Source organism: Arthrobacter sp. P1_B4 (assembly GCF_056406555.1).
Window position 1 is genome coordinate 18733 of sequence record NZ_JBFTZW010000018.1, and the last position, 22791, is coordinate 41523.

The 22791-nt window shown below is 67.4% G+C and carries 22 protein-coding genes; 8 read left to right on the forward strand and 14 right to left on the reverse strand.

Going from position 1 to position 22791, the window contains the following annotated elements:
• Both AC1D1W_RS09455 and AC1D1W_RS09460 read left to right on the forward strand, forming a co-directional pair.
• On the forward strand, positions 1-783 hold the full coding sequence (locus AC1D1W_RS09455; RefSeq protein WP_026537821.1) for a succinate dehydrogenase iron-sulfur subunit: 783 nt from the start codon (positions 1-3) through the stop codon (positions 781-783).
• 134 nt (positions 784-917) lie between these two features.
• Complete coding sequence (locus AC1D1W_RS09460) at positions 918-1682, forward strand: alpha/beta hydrolase family protein (RefSeq protein WP_243180106.1); 765 nt, start codon at positions 918-920, stop codon at positions 1680-1682.
• Here AC1D1W_RS09460 and AC1D1W_RS09465 read toward each other — a convergent pair.
• The 11 genes from AC1D1W_RS09465 to glyA all read right to left on the reverse strand — a co-directional run bounded on the left by AC1D1W_RS09465 (position 1645) and on the right by glyA (position 11509).
• Positions 1645-2811, reverse strand: coding sequence for a YihY/virulence factor BrkB family protein (locus AC1D1W_RS09465; RefSeq protein WP_476943524.1), 1167 nt, complete (start codon positions 2809-2811; stop codon positions 1645-1647). The genes AC1D1W_RS09460 and AC1D1W_RS09465 overlap by 38 nt on opposite strands.
• Positions 2756-3367 carry a 2'-5' RNA ligase family protein gene (locus AC1D1W_RS09470; RefSeq protein WP_243180109.1) on the reverse strand — a complete coding sequence of 204 codons (612 nt, stop codon included), beginning with the start codon at positions 3365-3367 and terminating at the stop codon, positions 2756-2758. The genes AC1D1W_RS09465 and AC1D1W_RS09470 overlap by 56 nt, the downstream gene beginning before the upstream one ends.
• A 4-nt stretch (positions 3368-3371) precedes the next feature.
• Entirely contained in the window at positions 3372-4487 is a 1116-nt protein-coding gene (gene trpS / locus AC1D1W_RS09475; protein WP_476943525.1) for a tryptophan--tRNA ligase, read from the reverse strand.
• A 17-nt stretch (positions 4488-4504) separates the two neighbouring features.
• On the reverse strand, positions 4505-5338 hold the full coding sequence (locus AC1D1W_RS09480) for an exodeoxyribonuclease III (RefSeq protein ID WP_243180129.1): 834 nt from the start codon (positions 5336-5338) through the stop codon (positions 4505-4507).
• Between the two features lie 10 nt (positions 5339-5348).
• Positions 5349-5918: a hypothetical protein gene (locus tag AC1D1W_RS09485; protein ID WP_243180139.1), complete on the reverse strand. Its 570-nt coding sequence runs from the start codon at positions 5916-5918 to the stop codon at positions 5349-5351.
• Between the two features lie 92 nt (positions 5919-6010).
• Entirely contained in the window at positions 6011-6367 is a 357-nt protein-coding gene (locus AC1D1W_RS09490) for a VOC family protein (protein ID WP_243180146.1), read from the reverse strand.
• A gap of 24 nt (positions 6368-6391) precedes the next feature.
• Positions 6392-7240, reverse strand: a complete 849-nt coding sequence (locus AC1D1W_RS09495) for an ABC transporter permease (RefSeq protein WP_079553256.1) — start codon at positions 7238-7240, stop codon at positions 6392-6394.
• Positions 7237-8115: an ABC transporter permease gene (locus AC1D1W_RS09500; RefSeq protein ID WP_243180417.1), complete on the reverse strand. Its 879-nt coding sequence runs from the start codon at positions 8113-8115 to the stop codon at positions 7237-7239. The genes AC1D1W_RS09495 and AC1D1W_RS09500 overlap by 4 nt, the downstream gene beginning before the upstream one ends.
• A gap of 10 nt (positions 8116-8125) precedes the next feature.
• Positions 8126-9103 (reverse strand): ABC transporter ATP-binding protein, encoded by a 978-nt coding sequence (locus tag AC1D1W_RS09505; RefSeq protein WP_043436284.1) that lies wholly within the window; start codon positions 9101-9103, stop codon positions 8126-8128.
• 153 nt (positions 9104-9256) lie between these two features.
• Positions 9257-10207: a bifunctional methylenetetrahydrofolate dehydrogenase/methenyltetrahydrofolate cyclohydrolase gene (locus AC1D1W_RS09510; protein WP_243180152.1), complete on the reverse strand. Its 951-nt coding sequence runs from the start codon at positions 10205-10207 to the stop codon at positions 9257-9259.
• Between the two features lie 3 nt (positions 10208-10210).
• Positions 10211-11509, reverse strand: a complete 1299-nt coding sequence (gene glyA / locus AC1D1W_RS09515; protein ID WP_476943526.1) for a serine hydroxymethyltransferase — start codon at positions 11507-11509, stop codon at positions 10211-10213.
• A 313-nt stretch (positions 11510-11822) separates the two neighbouring features.
• Between glyA and purU the strand changes: the two genes are divergently transcribed.
• Genes purU through AC1D1W_RS09530 form a run of 3 tightly spaced genes read left to right on the forward strand, consistent with a single transcriptional unit; the run spans position 11823 to position 13698 of the window.
• Positions 11823-12683 carry a formyltetrahydrofolate deformylase gene (purU, locus tag AC1D1W_RS09520; protein ID WP_476943527.1) on the forward strand — a complete coding sequence of 287 codons (861 nt, stop codon included), beginning with the start codon at positions 11823-11825 and terminating at the stop codon, positions 12681-12683.
• A gap of 21 nt (positions 12684-12704) precedes the next feature.
• Positions 12705-13145: a class I SAM-dependent methyltransferase gene (locus tag AC1D1W_RS09525; protein ID WP_476943528.1), complete on the forward strand. Its 441-nt coding sequence runs from the start codon at positions 12705-12707 to the stop codon at positions 13143-13145.
• Between the two features lie 31 nt (positions 13146-13176).
• Positions 13177-13698: a gamma carbonic anhydrase family protein gene (locus AC1D1W_RS09530; RefSeq protein ID WP_476943529.1), complete on the forward strand. Its 522-nt coding sequence runs from the start codon at positions 13177-13179 to the stop codon at positions 13696-13698.
• Positions 13699-13725: 27 nt separating this feature from the next.
• Here the strand turns inward: AC1D1W_RS09530 and AC1D1W_RS09535 are convergent, their stop codons facing one another.
• Positions 13726-15423 (reverse strand): flavin monoamine oxidase family protein, encoded by a 1698-nt coding sequence (locus AC1D1W_RS09535; RefSeq protein WP_476943530.1) that lies wholly within the window; start codon positions 15421-15423, stop codon positions 13726-13728.
• The gene (locus AC1D1W_RS09540) at positions 15420-16958 is read right to left on the reverse strand and encodes an amino acid permease (protein WP_476943531.1); all 1539 of its coding nucleotides are present in this window, start codon (positions 16956-16958) and stop codon (positions 15420-15422) included. Before AC1D1W_RS09540 ends, AC1D1W_RS09535 begins: the two co-directional genes overlap by 4 nt.
• A gap of 111 nt (positions 16959-17069) precedes the next feature.
• Here AC1D1W_RS09540 and AC1D1W_RS09545 point away from each other — a divergent pair, with 111 nt between their 5' ends.
• Positions 17070-18845 (forward strand): PucR family transcriptional regulator, encoded by a 1776-nt coding sequence (locus AC1D1W_RS09545; RefSeq protein WP_476943532.1) that lies wholly within the window; start codon positions 17070-17072, stop codon positions 18843-18845.
• Here AC1D1W_RS09545 and AC1D1W_RS09550 read toward each other — a convergent pair.
• Positions 18824-19630, reverse strand: a complete 807-nt coding sequence (locus tag AC1D1W_RS09550) for a nitrilase-related carbon-nitrogen hydrolase (RefSeq protein ID WP_476943533.1) — start codon at positions 19628-19630, stop codon at positions 18824-18826. The genes AC1D1W_RS09545 and AC1D1W_RS09550 overlap by 22 nt on opposite strands.
• Before the next feature lie 241 nt (positions 19631-19871).
• Between AC1D1W_RS09550 and AC1D1W_RS09555 the strand changes: the two genes are divergently transcribed.
• Both AC1D1W_RS09555 and mmsA read left to right on the forward strand, forming a co-directional pair.
• Positions 19872-21062 carry an ROK family transcriptional regulator gene (locus AC1D1W_RS09555; RefSeq protein WP_028277321.1) on the forward strand — a complete coding sequence of 397 codons (1191 nt, stop codon included), beginning with the start codon at positions 19872-19874 and terminating at the stop codon, positions 21060-21062.
• A 131-nt stretch (positions 21063-21193) separates the two neighbouring features.
• The gene (mmsA, locus tag AC1D1W_RS09560) at positions 21194-22750 is read left to right on the forward strand and encodes a multiple monosaccharide ABC transporter ATP-binding protein (RefSeq protein ID WP_028277320.1); all 1557 of its coding nucleotides are present in this window, start codon (positions 21194-21196) and stop codon (positions 22748-22750) included.
• The last annotated feature ends 41 nt before the right edge of the window (positions 22751-22791 follow it).

Sequence of the window (22791 nt, forward strand, 5' to 3'; positions counted from 1 at the left end):
ATGAGCGCTGAACTCGCTGAGCCAGCATCCAAGATCGAACTGCCCGCCGGCGTCGGCGGGGGCGGGGAAATCCCGTCCTTCGACGTCACCCTGCGCGTGCGCCGCTACAACCCCGAGGTCTCCGAGGACGCCACGTGGGATGACTTCAAGGTCACCATGTACGGCACCGACCGTGTCCTGGACGCCCTGCACAAGATCAAGTGGGAGATGGACGGCAGCGTCTCCTTCCGCCGTTCCTGCGCCCACGGCGTCTGCGGCTCCGATGCCATGCGCATCAACGGCCGCAACCGCCTCGCCTGCAAGACCCTGCTGAAGGACCTGGACACGTCCAAGCCCATCACGGTCGAGCCCATCAAGGGCCTGCCCGTGGAGAAGGACCTGATCGTGGACATGGAGCCTTTCTTCCAGTCCTTCCGCGAAGTCATGCCCTTCCTGATCAACCGTGGCCACGAGCCCACCAAGGAACGCCTGCAGTCCGCCGAGGACCGCGAACGGTTCGATGACACCACCAAGTGCATCCTGTGCGCCGCGTGCACCTCGTCCTGCCCGGTGTTCTGGACCGACGGGCAGTACTTCGGCCCGGCGGCGATCGTCAACGCGCACCGCTTCATCTTCGATTCCCGTGATGACGCCGGCGACATGCGCCTGGAGATCCTCAACGACAAGGAAGGCGTGTGGCGCTGCCGCACCACCTTTAACTGCACCGAAGCATGCCCCCGCGGCATCCAGGTCACGCAGGCAATCGCTGAGGTCAAGCAGGCCATCCTGTCCCGCAAGGTCTAAGGATCGGTTCCACCGGCCCGCATTAACGGCTTCACCTTCAGTAGTTACCGACGACGGCGCCTCTCACCTTCCGGGTGGGGGCGCCGCCGTCGTTTCCGCCCTCACTGATTCGCCCTCACACGAAAGGGGACACTTTGTCCCACTCAGAAAAAGTCTCGTTCCTGGGTTCCACCGGCGAGCGGCTCTCCGGCGTGCTGGACCTGCCGGAGGGCCCGGTCAAGGGCTGGGGTGTGTTCTCGCACGGCTTCACCCTGGGCAAGGACAGCCCCTCGGCGTCGCGGATGTGCAAGGCCCTGGCGGACAACGGCGTGGGCATGCTCCGGTTCGACAACGTGGGGCTCGGAGAGTCGGCGGGAATGTGGTCGGAGGGGTCCTTCAGCCACAAGGTGGCCGACACCGTCAAGGCCGCCGAATTCATGCGGGACTCAGACCGGCGGGTTTCCCTGCTGGTGGGCCATTCGTTTGGCGGCGCGGCCGTCCTGTCCGCCGCGCGGCAGATCCCGGAGCTGAGGGCCGTGGCCACCGTGGGTGCCCCCTTCTCCCCCAAGCACGTGGCGCACGTCTTTGACGCGGCCCTGGACCGCATCCTGAGCGAGGGAAGCGCCGAAGTGGACCTCGGCGGCAAGCGGGTGGAGATCCGCCGGCACTTCGTCGAGGATCTCGAGAAGGCGGACTTGACGGACTGCATCCGGCAGCTGCACAAGCCGCTCATGGTGCTGCACTCCCCCACCGACAATACGGTCGGGATCGAAAACGCCAGCACCATCTTCCAGACGGCACGCCACCCGCGCAGCTTCGTCTCGCTGGAGGGCAGCGACCACCTCCTGACCGGCAAAGGCCAGGCGGCCCGTGCGGCGAAGATTATTTCGGCGTGGGCCGACCAGTACCTCGACGCCTGAACGCGGCGGCCAGCGGCCTGCGGCGGGCCCGCTGCTCTACCGGGGTTTTACCCGGCTGGACGCGCCGGGCACCCCAGCCGGTGGTCGCGGCGGCGGGCCCGGCCTTGAGGTCCTCTTCCCGGATCGCCACCCACGCGGCGCAGATCACGTAGACCTGGCTGACCAGGTTGAACCAGATCAGCAGGCCGATGATGATGGCGAAGGGCGCCAGAATGGGGTTCTTGCCCGCGCTGGCCAGCAGCTGGGTGCTGAAGATCTGCAGGATGGTGGTGCCCACCGCGGCGAGAATGGTCCCTTCCAGCAGGGAGCGCCGGGCGGGCTTCAGTCCGGCGGCCACCCGGTACATGATCAGGGCGGTGCCCCAGCCGAGCAGCAGCGGGACGAGGATCGTGACGGAGGTCGTCAGCGGCCCGGCAACTATCGGCTCGAGGCCCAGCTGCTCGGTAACCCATCCGGCGGCCGTCCCGAAGATCAGCGAGGCCGCGGAGCTGACTACCAGGGCCAGCCCCATCAGCAGCAGCGTGCCGACGTCCTTGAGTATCTGCAGGATCGGATTCATCACCAAGGGGCCGAGCTGCATCATGCTCCGCATACCGTCGCGGATGCCGCTGATCCAGCCCAGGGACGTGAACACCGTCACCACGGCGGCGATCCCGGCGGCCCAACCCAGACTGGTGGGGTTCAGCAGCGCATAGGGGTCAACCAGCCCCTCGCTGCCGTCGACCTGCAACAGGCCGGGCGCGGCGGCGGCCACACTCCTGATGACCTGGTCCAGCAGGGCCGGGTGGTCGCTGAGCACGAGGCCGGCCAAGGACAACCCAGTGGCCAACAGGCCCGTGATGGAGAAAAACATCCGGAAGCCGATGCCGGCACTCAACAGCGGGCCACGCTGACGCAGGTAGTGCGAGTATGCGCGCAGGGGCAGCAGCATGTTCAGCCGGGCCAGGAGCCAGTTCATCATCGCGATCAGGGACGCGACCATGCCGCCGCCGGAGCGCCGGGTCCGGCCCCATTCGACCCTCTTGCGGATGACTTCCAGTTTCAGCCCGGCCAGATCGGTGGGGAGCGGCGGCTTATCGGGCGCCTGCGGTGCCGTCCGGGCCTCTGTCGTGATCAGGTTTGGTCCCAAAATCGAGCTCTTCCCGTAGCTGCCAGATGCCGTTGTCATCGTGCTCGTAAAGTCCCATGCTAGCCACAGGAAACGTGGCCCTGTAATCCCTCAGGACCGTTTCGGCCTCGTCGAGGCTTTCCGGGGCGACATCGTGGGCCACGGTGACGTGCGGGTGGTAGCCGAACGGCAGTTCCCGCTCCAGCGGGCCGGACTGCAGCTGGCGGTGCAGGTTAACGCAGTCCCCGAAGCCGTCCTCTACGTTCAGGAAGACCACCGGGGACACCGGCCGGAAAGACCCGGTCCCTGCGATGGTCACAGTGAAAGGCTCCTGCCGTCGTGCCACGTCCCGGACATGGCGTTGGGTCGCGGCCCAGTCCTTGGTCATGGTGGTGGTGACCAGCGTGATGTGGGCCGGGACGACGGCGGCCATGGGATCCCCGAAGGATGCCCGCCAGCGCTGGAGCTCCTCGGCGATGTCCGCCGGGAACCTCAGGATCACACCGATGCTGATGCCTTCGCTGCGCTGTCCGTTCGACGTGGCGGCTTTCGCGGTGACTTTGCTGACGGAGGACATTGACCTAGCGGGCTCCCTGGGCGCCGGCGTAGGGCAGGAAACCCACCTTGGCGTAGACGTCGCGCAGGGTCAGCGAGGCAATCTCCCGGGCCTTGTCCGCGCCGAGGCCCAGCAGCCGGTCCAGCTCCGCGGGATCGTCCAGCAGTTCCTTGGCCCGGTTCCGGATCGGGGTCAGGTGCTCCGTGACCACCTCGGCGAGGTCCGCCTTCAGGTGGCCGTACATCTTTCCCTCATAGGCGGTGACGAGGGCGTCGACGCTTTGCCCGGTGATCGAGGAGTAGATGGTCAGCAGGTTGGACACGCCAGGCTTCGCCTCCCGGTCGAACCGGATTTCGGTCTCCGTGTCCGTCACGGCGGACTTGATCCGCTTGGCCGTGACCTTGGGCTCGTCCAGCAGGTTGATCAGCCCCGCCGGCGACTCCGCAGACTTGGACATCTTGGCGGTGGGGTGCTGCAGATCGTAGATCTTCGCGGATTCCTTCTGGATGAAGGGCTGCGGCACCGTGAACGTGTCGCCGAAGCGGGAGTTGAACCGCTGGGCCAGGTCACGGCTGAGTTCCACGTGCTGGCGCTGGTCCTCGCCGACGGGGACACCGTGCGGCTGGTACAGCAGGATGTCCGCTGCCTGCAGGATGGGGTAGGTGAACAGCCCGACGCTGGCGTGGTCTGAACCCTGTTTGTGCGCCTTGTCCTTGAACTGGGTCATCCGGGACGCCTCGCCGAAGCCAGTGATGCAGTTCAGGACCCACGCCAGCTGGGCGTGCTCGGGCACCTGGGACTGGACGAAGAGCGTGCACTTGTCGACGTCGACGCCGCCGGCAATGTACTGCGCGGCCGTGACCCGGGTGCGGTGCGCCAGCTCGGCAGGATCCTGCGGAACGGTGATCGCGTGCAGGTCAGGGATGAAGAAGACGGCGTCGTACTCGTCCTGCATCCGGACCCAGTTCACGAGGGCGCCGAGGTAGTTGCCCAAGTGCAGGGAGTCGGCGGAAGGCTGCATGCCGGAGAGGATGCGGTGCCGGGCCGCGGTGGCCGCAGAGGCGTCCTTGGCGGTGGCTGTCTGAGCGTCGGGGGCGACGCCGGCCTGGGCCACAGTGGTCGCAGTTGAAGTGGTGGTCATTCGTGGAAGCCTTAAGACTAGAGCCGGTAGTCCACTACCAGCGGGGCGTGGTCGGAGAAGCGTGTGTCCCAGGACGCTGCCCGGTCAACAACGGCTGACACTGCGGCAGCAGCGAGAGCGGGCGTGGCCATGTGGTAATCGATGCGCCAGCCGGTGTCGTTGTCGAAGGCCTGGCCCCGTTGCGACCACCAAGTGTAGGGGCCGTCGACGTTACCCGCCAGGCCCCTGTGAACATCCTTCCAGCCGATTTCCTCGCCGAAGAAGCGGTCAAAATAGGCCCGCTCTTCCGGCAGGAAGCCGGCACGTTTGACGTTGCCCTTCCAGTTCCTGATGTCCAGCTCCGTGTGGCCGACGTTGAGGTCGCCCACCACCAGCGCGTGGTCACTGTGCTTGGCGAGTTCGGGCAGCCGCTGGACCATGACGTCGAGGAAACGGAATTTGTCGTCCTGCTTGGGAGTGCCGGCTTCGCCCGAGTGCACGTAGGCGCTCACGACGGTCATCTGTGATGCCTGCCCGTCCGCGTCCCGCACGATGTAGTCCGCCTCGACCCAGCGTCCGGCCGTGGCGAAGAAGTCATCGCCGATCCCCACCCGGGTGGCCAGGGGCTCTTCCCGGGAGGCAATGGCAACGCCGGCCCGGCCCTTGGCCTCGGCCTCGGCATGGAGAATGTACCAGCCCTCGCCGAGCAGTTCCTCGACGATCGCGTCCGGCGCGCGGACCTCCTGGAGGCACAGGATGTCCACCTCGCGCGGCTCAAGCCACTCCGCCATGCCCTTCTTGTAGGCGGCACGGAGGCCGTTGACGTTGACTGACGCGATGCGAAGGTGGTCCTTCTTCAATGCCGAGCTCACCCGATCCACTCTAGTCGATGATGGTTCCGCTGACGGGAGCGTCATCGCCGCCCGAGGATTTGATCATGTCCCGCGCGTTGGTGGCGGTGATCTCGATGGTCTCCAGGGCGCGGCTGATCGTGTCGCGGTCCGCCGCCTCGCCCTTCGCCCGCTCCTGCTCGACCACCCGGACCTGGACCTGGACAATCTTGAAGGAGTGGTCCAGCTTCATGTCGCGGACGCTGTCCGCTGCGCGGCTTTCGCTCACCACGCGGGTGCCGCCGTGGTCCGCGCTGCCCGCCGCCGGGGGCCGCCCGGCTGCGGCGTTGAACGCGTTCTGGGCCTCGTTCAGCCTGGCCCCGGCCTTCTTGGCGGCCTTCTGGATGCTGAACACGACGAAGGAGGCCAGCGCCAGCCAGAAGCCGGCGATGATCGCCACGATCCAGCCCACGACGTCGTTCTGGTTGGCCGCGAAGATCACGGCCACCACGAACGCGATGATGAAGACCAGCAGCCCCGGCCCGCTGATGCGGAACATGGAAAACCGGCCGCGGGCCGTGGTGTCGTTGGACGTGGACGAGGAGCTACCCAGAGATTGCATGAGCCCATTATCGCAAACGGGGCCGGCCGCCCGTTGCGCTTCCACCCCGGGCGAACGCCGCCCCGGCGCCCGGCCTAGGTCAGGACCAGCGTTTAGGTCAGGACCAGGCAGAACGGGTGGCCGCTGGGGTCCGTGTAGACCCGGAAAGTTTCCGTCCCGGCGCCGAGGCTGGTGGCGCCGAGCCGGAGCACCTCGGCTTCGGCGGCGTCGAGGTCCCCGACGAGCACGTCCACGTGCATCTGCTGCGGGTGCTCGGCGTCGGGCCACTGCGGGCGGACCAGCCGTTCCACCCGCTGGAAGGCGACGGCGGGACGGTCGGCGGCGTCGCCGATCGAAATCCATTCCTCGTCCTCCTGCACCCGGATCATCCCCAGCAGCTCCTGGTAAAAACCGGCGAGCTTGTCCGGGTCCTCACAGTCGATGACGAGGGCCTGCCATTTTCCGATCATGTGTTCTCCTTTTTGAAAGGACGGCTACTTGAGGAAAAGTTTGCGCAGGCGGCTCGTGGTGAGCAGGACGCCGAGGGCAATCATGACGAGGTAGTAACCGATGTGAACGGCGGTGGCCGGCGTAAACACCCCCACGCTGATCTGGCGCAGCAGTTCCACGCCGTGCCACAGCGGCATGGCCTGGATCAGCCACTGGATGGACTGCGGGTAGACGCTGAGCGGGTAGAACGTGGCACTGAAGAGGAACATGGGCAGCATGACGAAGTTGATCCAGTCCATTTGCTGGAATGTCTTCATGTAGCTCGTGATCCCCATGCCGAAGCTCGCGAAGCCGAAGGCGATCAGCACCGAGGCCGGGATCATCAGGATGGCCCACGGCGTGGTGATGAGGCCCATCAGCCCCATGACGGCCGTGAAGCCGGTCGCGTACATGGCCCCGCGCAGCAGGGCGAGGAAGATTTCGCCCATGGCGACATCCAGCGGCCCCAGCGACGTGTAGAGCATGCCCTGGTACAGCTTGGCGAAGTTCATCTTGAAGAAGACGTTCCACGTGGAGTCGTAGACGGCGCCGTTCATGGCGGACACGGCCAGCAGTGCCGGCGCGATGTACGCGGCGTAGCTGATTTCCTGCCCGCCCGGGCCCTGGACCGACCCGACAATGGCGCCCAGGCCCACTCCCATGGAGATCAGGTACAGCACGGGTTCGAAGAACCCGGAGACCATGACCATCCAGTTGCTGCTCTTGGTGGCCATGAGCCCGCGGGCGACGACGGCGCGGACGTTGCGGGAGTAGATGGGCCCGAAGCGGCGGCGGCGCGCGGCTTCGGTGACGCTGTGGTCCCCTGTGTTGAAACTTCCCGTCAGGACGCTCATGAGGCCATCCTTTTAGCGAACTGGCGTTTGGTCAGGATCCAGCCGGCAGCCGCCAGGCCCAGCAGGAAGAGGACATGGACGACGGTGAGCCACGGCTCTTCCTCGTACCCGTAGCTGACCACGCGGCCAAGCTCGGTTCCGTGCCAGATCGGTGAGATCCAGCCGATCCAGCGGACTGCAAGCGGGAGCGTGTCCAGCGGGAAGAACGTGCCGGAGAACAGGAACAACGGCATGACGATGAACCGCATGACCATGGCGAACTGGCCCTTGTCGTGCTGGATGGTGGCCGCGTAGGCCATGAGCGGCAGGCCGAAGGACAGGCCGGCGAGGGTGGCGATGAGGATCGACACCCAGCCCCAGGCGCCGGGCGAGGCGCCGAAGAGCGCGACGACGGCGAAGTAGATGGCCGACTGCAGCAGGAAGCGCACCGTCACGGCGATGATCTGGCCGCCGGCGATCTGCTCGGGAGTCAGCGGTGAGGCGTGCGGGCCGTAGTAGACGCGCCGCCACTTGAAGCCGTCCATCACGGGGAAGGTGAACTCGTTGGCGGCCGTCATGACGGCGGCCGAGATCAGCAGGGCGGGCGCGATGAACGTCAGGTAGCTGACCCCGCCGAAGACGCCGGCGCCGTTGGACTCGACCAGGGTGGCCAGGCCAACGCCCATCGCGAACAGGTAGGCCACCGGCTGTCCTACGCCGTACATCACGATGGTCCAGCCGTAGCCCTTCATGACCCGCAGGACCTGTTCGGCGTAGTAGAACGCGCCCCAGCGGCGGGCACGGGCGGCCGAGACTTCCGGCGAGTGCGCGCGCAGGGCCGTCCCCGCCGCCGCGGCGCCCGCCGTCGTGCCCGCTGCCTGAATTGGCTTAGCCAGCTGCTCTTTCTTAGTCAACGAGGCTCCTGCCGGTCAGGCGCAGGAAGACGTCTTCGAGTGAGGAGCGGCGGACCAGTGAGGTGACCGGACGCAGGCCGCGGGCGGTGACCTGCTCCAGGGCGGCCTCGCCGTCGTGGGCGTAGATAAGCACCCGGTCCGGCAGGGTTTCCACCCGTTCGCCGATGCCGCCGAGCTCCGCGCCGACGCTCGCGTTGCGCTCCGAGCCGAAGCGCAGCTCCAGGACCTCGCGGGTGGAGTATTCGCGGATCAGGCTGGCCGGCGATCCCTCGGCCATGATCCTGCCCTTGTCCACCACAATCAGCCGGTCGCACAGCTGCTCGGCCTCGTCCATGTAGTGCGTGGTGAGGATCAGGGTGACGCCCTGTTCCTTGAGCCGGAACAGCCGGTCCCAGAGGATGTGCCGGGCCTGCGGGTCAAGGCCGGTCGTCGGCTCGTCCAGCAGCAGGATCCGGGGCTCGTTGATGAGCGAACGGGCGATTGTCAGGCGCCGCTTCATGCCGCCGGAGAGGGCATCGACCTTGGAGTTGGCCTTGTCGGTGAGCTGGGCGAATTCCAGCAGCTCGTCGGCCTTGGGCTTGAGGTAGCTCATGGGCAGGCCGAAATAGCGGCCGTAGACCAGCAGGTTGTCCCGGACTTTCAGTTCCTCGTCCAGGTTGTCCTGCTGCGGCACGACGCCGAGGTGGGCGCGGACCTCCGGCCCGTGCTGTTCGGGGTCCAGGCCCATGATGTTCAAGCTGCCGGAGGTGCGCTGCGAGACCCCGCCGATCATCTTCATCGTGGTGGACTTGCCGGCGCCGTTGGGGCCCAGCAGGCCGAACGCTTCCCCTGCGGGAACGCGGAAGGAGATGCCGTCGACGGCGGTGACGTCGCCGTAACGTTTGGTCAGGTTCTCGGCGGTGATGACGTATGGGAGAGCGGCGTCGGAGGGGCTGCTCGCGCGTGATTCTTTAGAGGCAAGTTCGGACACCCGCACTACGGTAGTGGATCCCCGCAAACTATGAAAGAGTCTTTTCGTAAAAACTCCTGACGTATCCGTTCCGTTATGCCGGCCGGCGGTAGAACGTGCGGAATCCTGCGGTGGTTGGGCCCGCCGAAAGCCGGCCCAACCACCGCGGGAGCCTTAGGCGGGCCCCGGGCGGCGTTCCTCTGCCCAGCGGTTTTTCTCTGCCCATTGGCGTTCCGCGGTTTCCACCACGTTGGCGAGCAGCATGGCGCGGGTCATGGGCCCCACTCCCCCGGGGTTCGGCGAGAGCCAGGCGGCGACGTCGGCCGCAGCGGGGTCCACGTCTCCGGTGACCACTGCCTTGCCGCTGCCGTCATCGACCCGGCTGACACCGACGTCGAGCACGATCGCCCCGGGCTTGAGGTCCCCGGCCTTGATCATGTGCGGCTGCCCGGCGGCGGCAATTACGACGTCGGCCTGCCGCAGTTCTGCCGGCAGGTCCACCGTTCCGGTGTGCGCCAGGATGACCGTGGCATTGACGTCCTTGCGGGTCAGCAGCAGACCCACGGGACGGCCGATGGTGACGCCGCGGCCCACCACGAGGACGCGTTTGCCGTTCAGGTCGATCCCATGCCGGGTCAGCAGCTCCACGCAGCCCTTGGGCGTGCACGGCAGCGGGGATTTCATGGGTCCGCTGACGTTGGCCACGAGCCGGCCCAGGTTCATCGGGTGCAGGCCGTCGGCGTCCTTCTCGGGATCCATGGCCTCCAGGATGACGTCCTGGTCGATGTGTTTGGGCAGGGGCAGCTGCACGATGTACCCGGTGCATTCCGGGTTCTCGTTGAGCTCGCGGACCACGGCCAGGAGTTCGTCCTGGCTGGTCTCTTCCGGCAGGTCGCGGCGGATGGAGGTAATGCCCACCTCGGCGCAGTCCTTGTGTTTGCCGCCGACGTACCAGGTGCTGCCGGGATCGGAGCCCACCAGGATGGTGCCCAGCCCGGGCGTGATGCCCTGGGCCTTGAGCACGGCCACGCGCTCGGTCAGCTCGGCCTTGATAGCGGCGGCGGTAGCCTTGCCGTCAAGGATCCGTGCAGTTTCAGCCGTTTCTGCGGTGTGCGAAGAAGTCATGGCCTACCACTGCTCGTGCTGCGGGTACAGCGGGAAATCGGCGGCGAGCTTGTCCACGCGGGCCTGCAGGGGTTCGATCTCCGTGGCAGCTCCGGACTTCAGCGCCGTGGCGATGATGTCCGCCACCTCGGTGAATTCCTCGGCGCCGAAGCCGCGGGTGGCCAGGGCCGGTGTGCCGATGCGCAGGCCGGAGGTGACCATCGGCGGGCGGGGGTCGAACGGCACGGCGTTGCGGTTGACGGTGATGCCGATCGAGTGCAGGAGGTCCTCGGCCTGCTGGCCGTCCAGCTGGGAGTCGCGCAGGTCCACCAGGACCAGGTGCACGTCGGTGCCGCCGGTCAGGACCGAGACGCCCGCACCGGCGACGTCGGCCTGGCCGAGGCGCTCGGCGATGATCTTGGCGCCTTCGAGCACACGTTCCTGGCGCTCCTTGAATTCCTCCGTGCCGGCGATCTTGAAGGCCACGGCCTTCGCCGCGATTACGTGCATGAGCGGGCCGCCCTGCTGGCCGGGGAACACGGCGGAGTTAAGCTTCTTGGCCCACTCCTGCTTGGCCAGGATCACGCCGGAGCGGGGACCGGACAGGGTCTTGTGCACGGTGGAGGTCACGACGTCGGAGTACGGGACCGGGCTCGGGTGCAGTCCGGCGGCGACGAGGCCGGCGAAGTGCGCCATGTCGGTCCAGAGCAGGGCGCCGACCTCGTCGGCGATCGAACGGAAGGCCGCGAAATCGAGGTGCCGCGGGTAGGCGGACCAGCCGGCGATGATCACCTGGGGCTTTTCGGCGATGGCCTGCTCGCGCAGCTTGTCCATGTCGATCCGGAAGTCATCTTCCTCGACCTGGTAGGCGGCGACGTTGTAGAGCTTCCCGGAGAAGTTCAGCTTCATGCCGTGGGTGAGGTGCCCGCCGTGGGCCAGGGACAGGCCCAGGATCTTATCGCCCGGGGTGATCATGGCGGCGAGCGCGGCGGCGTTGGCCTGCGCACCGGAGTGCGGCTGCACGTTGGCGTATTCGGCGCCGAACAGGTCCTTGACGCGGTCGATCGCGAGCTGCTCGGCGACGTCGACGTATTCACACCCGCCGTAGTAGCGGCGTCCCGGGTAGCCCTCGGCGTACTTGTTGGTCAGGACGGAGCCCTGGGCTTCCATCACGGCGCGCGGGGCGAAGTTCTCGGAAGCGATCATTTCCAGGGTGCCGCGCTGGCGGCCAAGTTCCTGGGCCAGGACGGCGGCGATTTCAGGGTCGAGTTCGGCCAGCGGCTGGTTGCTCACGGCGGCTGAGGTGGCGGTGGTAGTAGTCACGAGGAACTCCTGGTTGGCAACGGGTACGGCTATTGGTCAGGCTACCGGCTGGCCCGTTGCGCCGCCCCTTGATTACGGGCCCCTTAACAGCGGGCCGCGACAGCGGCGGCCGGCACCCCGTGCGGGCACCAGCAACGGTGCGGCAGCGGTGATGCTGCCGACCGGTAAGACATGACCCTCGGCCCAGGCGTACGATCCGTGGTCTTCGTGAGTGCCGCTCCCTGATGGTTAGCCATCCAACGCCAGTTGCGACGGGTTAACACTACCAAAACCCTTTCAAAACTGCCCTTGAAGCGCAGGTAGGCTGTTCCTCGTGACTGATGAGAACCTGACTGCCTCCTACATCCTGACTCTTTCCTGCCCTGACCGGCCTGGCATCGTGCACGCCGTCGCCGGGGCCCTCCTGGTGGCGGGCTGCAATATTACAGATTCCCAGCAGTACGGCAGCCAGGGAACGGGCACCTTCTTCATGCGGGTGGAGGCGACGACGGCGGCGGCCCAGGCGGAGCTGCAGGCGGCGCTGGAACCCGTGGCGCAGGCCTTCGGGATGCAGTGGAGCCTCAACCCGGCCGGCCGGAAGGTCCGCACCCTGCTGATGGCCAGCACGTCCGCCCACTGCCTGAACGACCTGCTGTTCCTGCAGCGCTCCGGAACCCTGCCGATCGACATTCCGGCCATCGTGTCCAACCACCGCGACCTCGAGAGTTTGGCGGAGTTCTACGGCATCCCGTTCCACCACATCCCGGTCACCCCGGACACCAAGATCCAGGCGGAGGACGCCCTCCGGGTCCTGATGAAGGAACACGACATCGAGCTCACAGTCCTGGCCCGGTACATGCAGATCATCTCCGACGAGCTCTGCACCGAACTGACGGGCAAGGCCATCAACATCCACCACTCGTTCCTGCCCTCCTTCAAGGGTGCCAAGCCCTACCACCAGGCGCATGCCCGCGGCGTGAAGCTCATCGGCGCCACGGCGCACTACGTCACGGCGGCCCTGGATGAGGGGCCCATCATCGAGCAGGAAGTCATCCGGGTGGACCACCGGCGCACCGCGGAGCAGTTCGTCCAGATGGGCCGCGACGTGGAGGGCCGGACCCTCGCCCAGGCCGTGCAGTGGCATGCCGAGCACCGCGTCCTGCTCGACGGCAACCGGACGGTTGTCTTTAACTAGAAGCGGTCATTAACTGGAGCTATGGAATCCTCCCGCAGGGACCGGCTCGAATCGTTTGTGGCGCTGTTGAAGAACGAGGGCCGGCACGGCGTGCTGGGCCTGGATTGCGGCCCGGGCGCCGACGGGCTGCACTTTGTGCAGTCCGGCATCCATTTCACCGGTGTTGACCAGTCCGAGGAGAACATCCACATCGCCCGATCCCACGGGCTGGAAGCCTCCGTGGCGGGACCGGTTTCCCTGCCGTTCGCCGATGCCGCGTTTGACTCGGTGTGGGCGGTGGATGCCCTTGCGGGCCTGCCCCCGGAACAGTGGGACGACGTCGTCCGCGAACTCGGGCGGGTGGCCGAACCGGGCGCGCCGATCGCCGTCATACTCCCCGCACCCGACCCACGCGGCGCCGGCGACCCGCGCACCTCGGGCTGGGGCGGCGAGGGCTTCACAGTACTCCGCTCCCCCGCCTGACGGGGGCGGCGGTGTGTCCTAGGCTGGAGGCATGGCTCCCCTCTACGCATTCGCCGGTACCACTCCGGCCGTCCATGACTCCGCCTTCGTCGCGCCCACGGCGTCCGTGATCGGCAACGCCACCCTGGCCGAGAACTCGAGCGCCTTCTACGGTGTCAGTGTCCGCGCCGATACCGCCGCCATCACCGTCGGCGCCGGCAGCAACCTGCAGGACAACGTGGTGCTGCACGCCGACCCCGGCTTCCCCTGCACCGTCGGGGCGCGGGTCAGCGTCGGCCACAGCGCCGTGGTCCACGGCTGCACCGTTGAGGACGACTGCCTGATCGGCATGAGCGCCACCATCCTCAACGGGGCCGTGATCGGCGCCGGGTCCCTCATCGCCGCCGGCGCCGTGGTGCTGGAGGGCACCGTCATCCCGCCCCGCTCGCTGGTGGCCGGCGTTCCGGCCAAGGTCCGGCGCGAGCTCAGCGACGAGGAGTTCGCCGGCGTCCAGCACAACGCCGCCCACTACCAGGAACTGGCACGCGCGCACCGCCAACTTCACAACGCCTGAGGAGCACAGCGCCGGGGCCGGCGCGGCTCAGTCCAGGGCGATCGGCCCGAGCTCGGAGAGCAGCTCGCCCGGTCCGGGATTCCCGGCGGGGGTGGAGCCACCGAGGTGGTTGACCACGCCCCAGACTGCGTTGAGCCCGGTGGTGACGGCTCCCTCGGCCCAGCCGGCGGTAAAGGAGACGTCGTCGCCGGCGAGGAAGATCCCGCGCTGTTCGGCCGGCAGCCCGTCCTGCTTGAAGTGCGTGAAGAGCCGCTGCTGGTAGCGGTAGTGTCCCGGCAGGTTGGCCTTGAAGGCGCCCATGAAGTTGGGGTCGGCCTCCCACGAGACGGTGATCGGCTGGCCCACGATGTGGCTGGCGATGTCCACCCCGGGGTAGATCTGCTCCAGCGAGTGCAACATGAGCTCCGCCCGTTCCTCCGCGGTGAGCGAGAGCCACTTCAGCGCGTCGTCGTTCCAGGTGTAGGACAGCAGGATCACGGCCGGCTGGTCCGGACCGTTGTCCAGCAGGTAGGTGGCACGGTTCAGCCGGTCGGTCAGCGTCATGGACAGGACCTCGCGGCCCGTGGCCGGGTCGATGTCCTTCCAGAACGGCCGGTCCACCATGACGAAGGTCTTGGAGGACTGCATGTAGTGGGAGCGTTCGATCGCCGTCCACAGTTCGGCAGGGAACAGGGCCTCGTCCGTGTGGATCCGGGTCGAGAGCAGCCATGACTGGCAGGTTGTCACCACCGCCGGGTAGGCGGATTCGCGTCCCCAGCGTTCCCGGATCCGGAAGTCGCCGCCGCCGTCGCGGGCGATGCGGTCCACGGCGCCGCGCGGCGCGCCTGCGTGCAGCGAGGCCAGCGAGGTGCCGTCCGGCCAGTGGGCCATGCCCGACGGCGCGTGCTCCCACAGTGCCTCGGGGAGCCGCTGCGCGCCGCCGTCGATGAGCCGGTGCCGGTCATCGGCGTCGGTGTAGACCACCCGAAGGATTTCGAGGATCGAGTTGGGGAAGTCGGTGTCCCAGCCGCCGGTGCCGAATCCCACCTGCCCGAAGGCCTCGCGGTGGGCGAATCCGGCTTCCTTGAAGGAGTCGCTGCCGGCGATGAAGCCATAGAACGTCTGCTCGTCCAGCTGGGGGAGCAGCGCGTTCCAGAGGTCCTTGATCCGGGCTGTGTCCCGGGCGCGGATGGCGTCCTGCATCTCGGCGAACCCGGCGCCGTCGTTCACGGCGGCCTTCCACGCGTCCGCCACCTCACGGAAGAACGGCGGCAGGTCTGCCGCGGTCTCGGCATAGTATTTCTGGCCCGCGAGCTCGATCACCGTGCTGGAGGTCGCCGGCGCCAGCGGATTGGGGAAGGCCCTGGTCTGCAGCCCGAGCAGGTCCACATAGTGGTAGAAGGCCTTGCCGGATTCCGGGAAACGCATTCCGCCGAGGTCCGCCACGATGCCCGGCGCGGACGGGAAACTGGCGGTCCGCAGCCGGCCCCCGATCCTGTCGGCCTCGTAGACCACCGGCCGCAGGCCCAGCTTCATGAGCTCATACGCGGTCACCAGTCCGGACAGTCCGGCACCGACGACGGCGACTTCGGTCCCGTAAAGCTCGGGCGGCACCGATCCCAGGCCCTCCGGGTGGGCGAGGTAGTGGTCGTAGCTGAACGGGAAGTCCGGATTCAGCATGGTGACGGGCGCCGCGCCCGCTTCAGCAGCGGGTTCGGGAGCCGGAAGTTCGGTGGCGATGGTCATGAGATCTCTGCCTTCAGTTCCTCGTGTGTGGTGGTGTTGTCAGGGTGGCGGCTTGATAGGTCAAGGTAGTCCTCGTGGCTCAGCGCAGCCACCCTGGAGTTCTTCCGGCCGTAGCCGAAGTAGGCGGCACAGCCAACAAGCATCCAGGCACCGAACACCGCCCAGGTCTCGGCGCCGAGGTTGGCCATGAGGTAAACGCACATGAGGGCGCCGAGAATCGGTGTCAGCGGAAAGAGCGGGACGCGGAAGCTGCGCGTGAGTTCGGGCCGGGTCCGCCGCAGGTAAATGACTGCCACGTTGACCAAGGCGAAGGCGAACAGGGTACCGATGCTGGTCGCGTCCGCGAGGGCACCGAGCGGCACCAGGCCGGCGGTCAGTGCGACGGCGGTGCCCACGATCAGGGTTCCGGCAGCCGGCGTGCCGGTCCGGGCCGAGATCCGGCCGAAGACCTTGGGCACCAGGCCGTCGCGCGACATCGAAAGCAGGATCCGGGTCTGCCCGTACAGCACGGTCAGCACGATGCTGGCGATGGCGAGCACGGCGCCGACGGCGAACACCACGCCAACCCAGGGCCGGCCGGTGATTTCCTCAAGGATCTTCACGAGGGCCGCCTCGGTACCGTCGAACCAGCCCCAGGGGCGCGCGCCGATGGCGGCGACGGCCACAAGCACATAGATGCTGGTGACGATCAGCATGGAGAGCAGGATGGCCCGCGGGAGATCGCGCTTGGGATTCCGGGCCTCCTCGCCGGCCGTGGAGGCTGCATCGAAGCCGATGTAGGAGAAGAAGACCCGGGAGGCTGCGGCCGAGACGCCGGCGGCGCCCATCGGCATGAGGGGTTCGAAGTGTCCGCCGTTGAAAGCGGTGAAGGCCACGGCGCAGAAGAACAGTAGGATGCCGACTTTGACCAGGACGATCGCCGTGTTGATCCAGGCGCTCTCCTTGGCGCCGCGGACCAACAGCACGGTGGCCAGGGCGACAATCACGATTGCGGGCACGTTCAGCACGCCGCCGGCTCCCGGCGGTTGCGAGATGGCGTCCGGGAGTTCCAGGCCGAAGACCGCCAGGGCCTCGTTGACATACTGGCCCGCACCGACCGCGACGGCGGCCACGGAGACGGCGTATTCGAGCACCAGGCACCAGCCGCAGATCCAGGCCATGCCCTCGCCCATGGTGGCATAGGTGTAGGAGTAGCTGGAACCGGCGGCAGGGACCAGGCCGGCCATTTCCGCGTAGGACACGGCGGAGAGCAGGGCGGCGAAGCCGGCGATGGCGAAGGAGATCCAGATGGCCGGGCCGGCGAGCGGCACCGACTGGCCCAAGATGACCAGGATGCCGGTGCCCAGGGTGGCGCCGACGCTGATCATGGTCAGCTGCAGGACACCGAAGCTGCGGACCAGCCGCGTGCCGCCGTGTCCGGTCTCGGCCTCGCGGACCAGCTGTCCGATCGGCTTGCGGCGCAGGAGCTGGGCGGTGAGCCCGGGACGGGCGGCTTCCGCCGGCGGGCGTTCGCCGATCAGAGTTGGCACAGTCATCGTTGACGTCCTTATCTTCAGTAGTGGTCGGTTTCCCGAACCAACCCTAGGCGTGTGAGCCACCTCTCAAGGTTGTGCAAAAAGACCTATAGTCTTCACTCATGAGACTTAATGCACTTGGGCTCCGCCGGCCGGGCGGCCGGCACGGAGGCCGCGGCCGTGGCTGCTGAGGACCCGGAGCGGCTCGGCTTCGTCACGCTGGCGCAGTTCCTGGGCCAGCTGCCTGCACTGGCCGTCGTGCACGACGGCGGCAACGGCCAGGAGCGCCTGCGCTGGGTGGAGCCCAGCGAACTGGAGGATCCCACCCCCTACCTGCTCGACGGCGAGTTCCTGCTCACGGCCGGCCTGCCGTTCGTGGGCGGAGGCGGCAGCGAGGAGGCGGTGGACGCTTACGTGCGGCGCCTGGTCCAGGCCCGCGTGGGCGCCTTGGGCTTTGGCCTGGAGCCGTATTTCGACTCCGTGCCCGATGCCGTGGTGCGGGCCTGCCGGCAGCACAACCTGACCCTGGTCGCCATCCCGGAGAGCCTCCCGTTCGCCGCGCTGGGACTGGAATTCTCCCGGCTCCTCGAGTCGGACAACGCCAAGACCTTCCGCCAGCTGGCCGACACCAGCCGACAGCTCATGCGCGCGGTCTTGTCCGCGCGCCCCGAGCACGAACTCCTCGCGGCCCTGGTCCAGCGCATCCCGGTTTGGGCCGTGCTGGTCGGCGCCGACGGGCGGGTGCGCGCCCGCGGTTCGGGCCCCTCCCCCGGCCCGCAGGGCGCCGGCGCCGCTGCCGGCACCGTGCCGGGAGTTGACTCCGCCGACCTGCAGCCGCTGCTGGCCAGGCTGCTCGCCGGCAGCGGTCCGCGGGTGGAGATGGATTCGTTCGACGCCGTGGGCTCGTCCCTGGTCTTCGGGTATCCGCTGCGCAGCACCCGGGACGCCAACCTCGGTGCGCTCATCCTCGGCACGGACGCCCCGCTGACCCCGGCCCAGAACAGCGTTGTCTCCACCGCGGTCGGGCTGCTGGAACTGCTGGTCCGCCAGCGCATCAGCGGCTCCCTGGCCCCGAGCCAGCTGGCCACGGCGCTGCTGCTGCACCCGGAGAGCGTGGCCTCAGGATCTGCACGGCATGTCAACGGGTTCAAGGACCTGCTGGCCCAAAGCATCTCCTCCACCCGGTCCGGCCAGCTGCGGGTCGTGCAGGGTGTCCGGATTGACGCCGCCCCGGACAGCACCCGGACCCCGGGCGGACCGGGCGAGGCTCCGGTGCGGGCGCTGCTGGAGTGGCGGCGGCTGTTCGACACCAAGCTGGTGGAGCTCACCGAGTACGGCTTTGCCGCCATCACCAGGCTAAAGGTCGACGACGCCCTGCTCGCCGAAGTGGAGCGGCTCGGCTGGCGCCTTGTGATCGGCAGCGGCACCGATTTCGCGAACCTGCCGGAGGCTTACCGGCACGCCGCTTCACTGCGCAACCGCGTTCTCACGAGCCGCCGGAGCGTCCGGGCGGACGACGTGACGTGGTCGGTGGCCGGCCTGCTGGGACCGGCTGCCGGCACCCTGCTGGCGGGCCATCTGCTGGCACCCCTGCTCGCCCTCGAGCCGGAGCGCCGCGCCAGCCTGCTCGGCATCCTGCGGGCCTGGCTGGGCGAAAACGGAAGCTGGGACGCCACAGCAAAGGCCACGGGACTGCATCGAAACAGCGTCCGCCGGCAGATCGGCATCATCGCTGAGCTGCTGGGCCTTGACCTCAACCAGGCCCAGGCGCGCGCGGAACTCTGGATCGCCCTGCAGTACCAGGCCGAGCCTGATCCGCCCACCCCGGCCACCGCAGGTCAGGCGTCCAGCGCACCGGCCAGCGCAGGTCAGGCGTCCGCTGCCGGTCAGACTCCCCAGGAGCGGTAGATCTCCGGGCGGCGGTCGCGCAGGTAGTCCACGGCGTCCTCGATGCCGTCTGCCGCGGCGCGGCCGGGCTCACCCAGCTCGGCAAACAACAGTTCCGGCCCCGCTCCGGCCGCGGCCAGGACCGAGCCGTCCGGGCCCGCGACGATGCTGCCGCCGCGGAAGTCGCAATCATCCTCCGAACCGGTGTGATTGGCGTAGGCGACCGTCAGCTGGTTCTCCAGGGCGCGGGCCCGGATCAGCACCTGCGGCACGGCGTCGAATCCGCCGGCGAGTGCCGTAGGCACCAGCAGCAGGTCCGCGCCGCGCAGGGCGGCCGCCCGCGCCGACTCGGGAAACTCGATGTCGTAGCAGATGACCAGCGCCGTTTTGTGCCCGTGGAAATCCACGACGCCGGGGGCAGCCGCGGCGGGCGTAAACGCGGCCCGCTCGTCCGGGCCGAACAGGTGCACCTTGTCGTAACTGAGCAGCTCCTCGCCCGCCTCGTCGACCAGGGTGGCGGAAATGTGCCACCCGCCGGCCGGCGTCACCGCGGGCAGGCTGTAGACCAGGGCGATGGTGTTGCGCCGCGCGATGCCGGCCAGGACTTCCCGGAGCGCGGGCAACCTGCCGGGATCGAACGCCTCCCGCAGCCGCCGCGGCGCGTAGCCCACGGGGAAGAGTTCCGGGGTCACCAGCAGCTGCGCGCCCGCGGCGGACGCATTGCGCGCCGCGACCTCCACCGCGGCGCAGTTCGCCTCGATGTCCAGCACGGCGGAGTTCGCCTGCATCAGGGCCAGCAGCACCATTACCACCTCACGTTTCCGGGCGCCTCCGCGGGGCGCGGCGGGCTCTCCCGACCAGAGTAGCCGCGGCCCGGAACGCGGGGTGTGGTGCAATTCCACCCGGACAGCGTGCCAGCGGGGCAGAACGTCCTTGCCGCGGAGACGGCGGGTGCTGACCGCCCTCTCCCCGGCATTCGTGCAGCGCGGCCGTTATCGTTGCGTTAACTTCTTGACTACAAGGCGTGAATGCGTCACGCTTCATAGCATGCCCTCACCAACGCGCTCAACGAGGAGCCGAACCAAGAACCCCGGATCGCAGTCCGCCCTCCGGCATTTGAACCAGCAGCGGATCATTGAATGCCTCCTTGCGGGCCCATCCACGCAGGCGGAACTGGCCCGCCAGACCGGGCTTTCGACAGCCACGGTCTCGAACATCGTCAAAATCATGCAGGACGCCGGGCTGGCCTCGACTGAACCGATCACCAGTTCCGGGCGGCGCGCCCTGAACGTCCGGCTCAACAGCAACGGGGCCGTCGCCGTCGGAATCGACTTCGGCCGGCGCCACCTGCGCGTCGTGCTGGCCTCGCTGAGTTACCACGTGATCGCCGAAGAGTCCGTCCTGCTGCCCCTGGGCCACCACGCCGAGGAAGGCATCCAGGCCGCCGTCGGGGTGCTGGACCGGCTGCTCACGGACAGCGGTGTGGAACGTAGCGCCCTGGTGGGTGCCGGCGTCGGAATTCCCGGCCCGATCGACCGCCGCACCGGCACCGTGGCGCAAGGCGCGATCCTGCCCGAATGGGTGGGCATCAACATCCTCAAACGCCTCGAAGAAGCGCTGGAACTCCCCGTCTTCGTGGACAACGACGCCAACCTGGGCGCCCTCTCCGAGGTCACCTGGGGGCCGCACAGCGGCATCAGCAACCTGATGTTCCTCAAGATCGGCTCGGGCATCGGCGCGGGGCTGATCCTCAACGGCGTCCCGTACTACGGCAACGTGGGCATCACCGGCGAAATCGGCCATGCCACCATCCACGAGCACGGACTGATCTGCCGCTGCGGGAACCGCGGCTGCCTGGAAACCATCGCCTCCACCACCACCATGATCGAGCTCCTGAGCCGCGGCGAGGACCGGCCGCTCTCGCCCGGGGACATCGTTCGCAAGGCCCTGGAGAAGGACTCCGCCACGCTCCGTGTCGTGGACGACGCCGGGCTCGCCGTCGGGCGCGCGCTGGGCAACGTGGCGAACCTGATCAACCCCGAGGTCATTGTGGTCGGCGGCCCCCTGGCGGGCCTTGGCCAGCTGCTGCTGGACCCGATCCGGCGCGGCCTTATCCGCCACGCGGTGCCGGTCATTGGCGAGACAACCACCCTCACGATGTCATCCCTGGGCGACCGGGCCGAGGCCCTCGGGGCCACGGCTTTGGTCTTCCAGCACGCCGGAATCCGGCGAAACTAACCATTTCGTTATGCGGCTGTTGCGTTAAAGACTTGACGACAAGGGCTGTGATCCAGTTTACTTTTCCATCAGACGGCCCTGCGGTTTGCAGGGGCGGACAACGAAGTCATGCATTGGAGGCGTAAGGGCAGATGACGTCCCTCAACACGCACAGTGATCCGCTAATCCTCGAGATGCGTTCCATCACCAAGGAATTCCCCGGCGTTAAAGCTTTGGCCGATGTGAGCCTGCGGGTGAAGGCCGGCGAGATCCACGCCATCTGTGGTGAGAACGGCGCCGGGAAATCGACCCTGATGAAGGTGCTCTCGGGTGTATATCCCTACGGCACCTACACCGGCGACATCGTGTACCAGAACGAGGTCCAGGAATTCAAGGACATCCGGGCCAGCGAGCACGCCGGGATCGTGATCATCCACCAGGAACTCGCGCTGATCCCCGAACTCTCCATCATGGAGAACATCTTCCTCGGCAACGAGCCCACCAAGCGCGGCGTGATCAACTGGGCCGAGGCCCGGACCCGGTCCACCGAACTGCTGGCCCGGGTGGGGCTGCGCGAGGACCCCGACACCCCTATCAAGGAGATCGGCGTCGGCAAGCAGCAGCTGGTCGAGATCGCCAAGGCGCTGAACAAGTCGGTCAAGCTCCTAATCCTGGACGAGCCCACGGCGGCGCTGAACGAGTCCGACTCCCAGCACCTGCTGGACCTCATGCTGGGTCTCAAGGGCCGCGGAATCACCTCGATCATCATTTCGCACAAGCTCAACGAGATCGAACAGATCGCGGATGAGATCACGATCATCCGCGACGGCAAGTCGATCGAGACCCTGAACGTCAAGGCCGACGGCGTCGACGAGGACCGGATCATCAAGGGCATGGTGGGCCGGACCCTGGAATCACGGTTCCCGGACCACGAGCCGAAGATCGGCGAGGTCCTCTTCGAGGTGAAGAACTGGAACGTCGGGCATCCGCAGATCCAGGACCGCCTGGTCTGCAAGAACTCCAACTTCTTTGTCCGCCGGGGCGAGATCGTCGGGTTCGCGGGCCTGATGGGCGCCGGACGCACCGAACTGGCCCGGTCCGTGTTCGGCCGCTCCTACGGCCGCTTCATCTCGGGCCATGTCTATAAAGACGGCAAGGAACTGCAGCTCAGGAGCGTCCGCCAGGCGATCGACGCCGGGCTGGGTTACGTCACCGAGGACCGCAAGTCCCTGGGCCTGAACCTGCTGGACGACATTAAGGCCACCACCGTCTCGGCAAACCTGCGCAAGATCAGCAAGAACTTCGTGGTGGACGCCAACAAGGAATACGCCGTCGCGGAGGAATACCGGAAGTCGCTGCGGACCAAGACGCCCTCCGTGGAGGAAGGCGTCGCGAAGCTCTCGGGCGGCAACCAGCAGAAGGTCGTGCTGGCGAAATGGATGTTCACCGACCCGGACGTGCTGATCCTGGACGAGCCCACCCGCGGGATCGATGTCGGGGCCAAGTACGAGATCTACGGCATCATCCAGAAGCTGGCCAACGAGGGCAAGGCCGTGATCGTCATTTCCTCGGAACTGCCCGAGCTGCTGGGCCTCTCGGACCGGATCTACACGATTTTCGAAGGCGCCATCACCGGCGTGCTGAACAAGGACGAAGCCAGCCAGGAAAGCCTCATGAAACTCATGACGTCCGCCCGCAAAACCGCTTGACCCTTTGGGACAAACCAGAACAATCCGAACACCCCGGACAC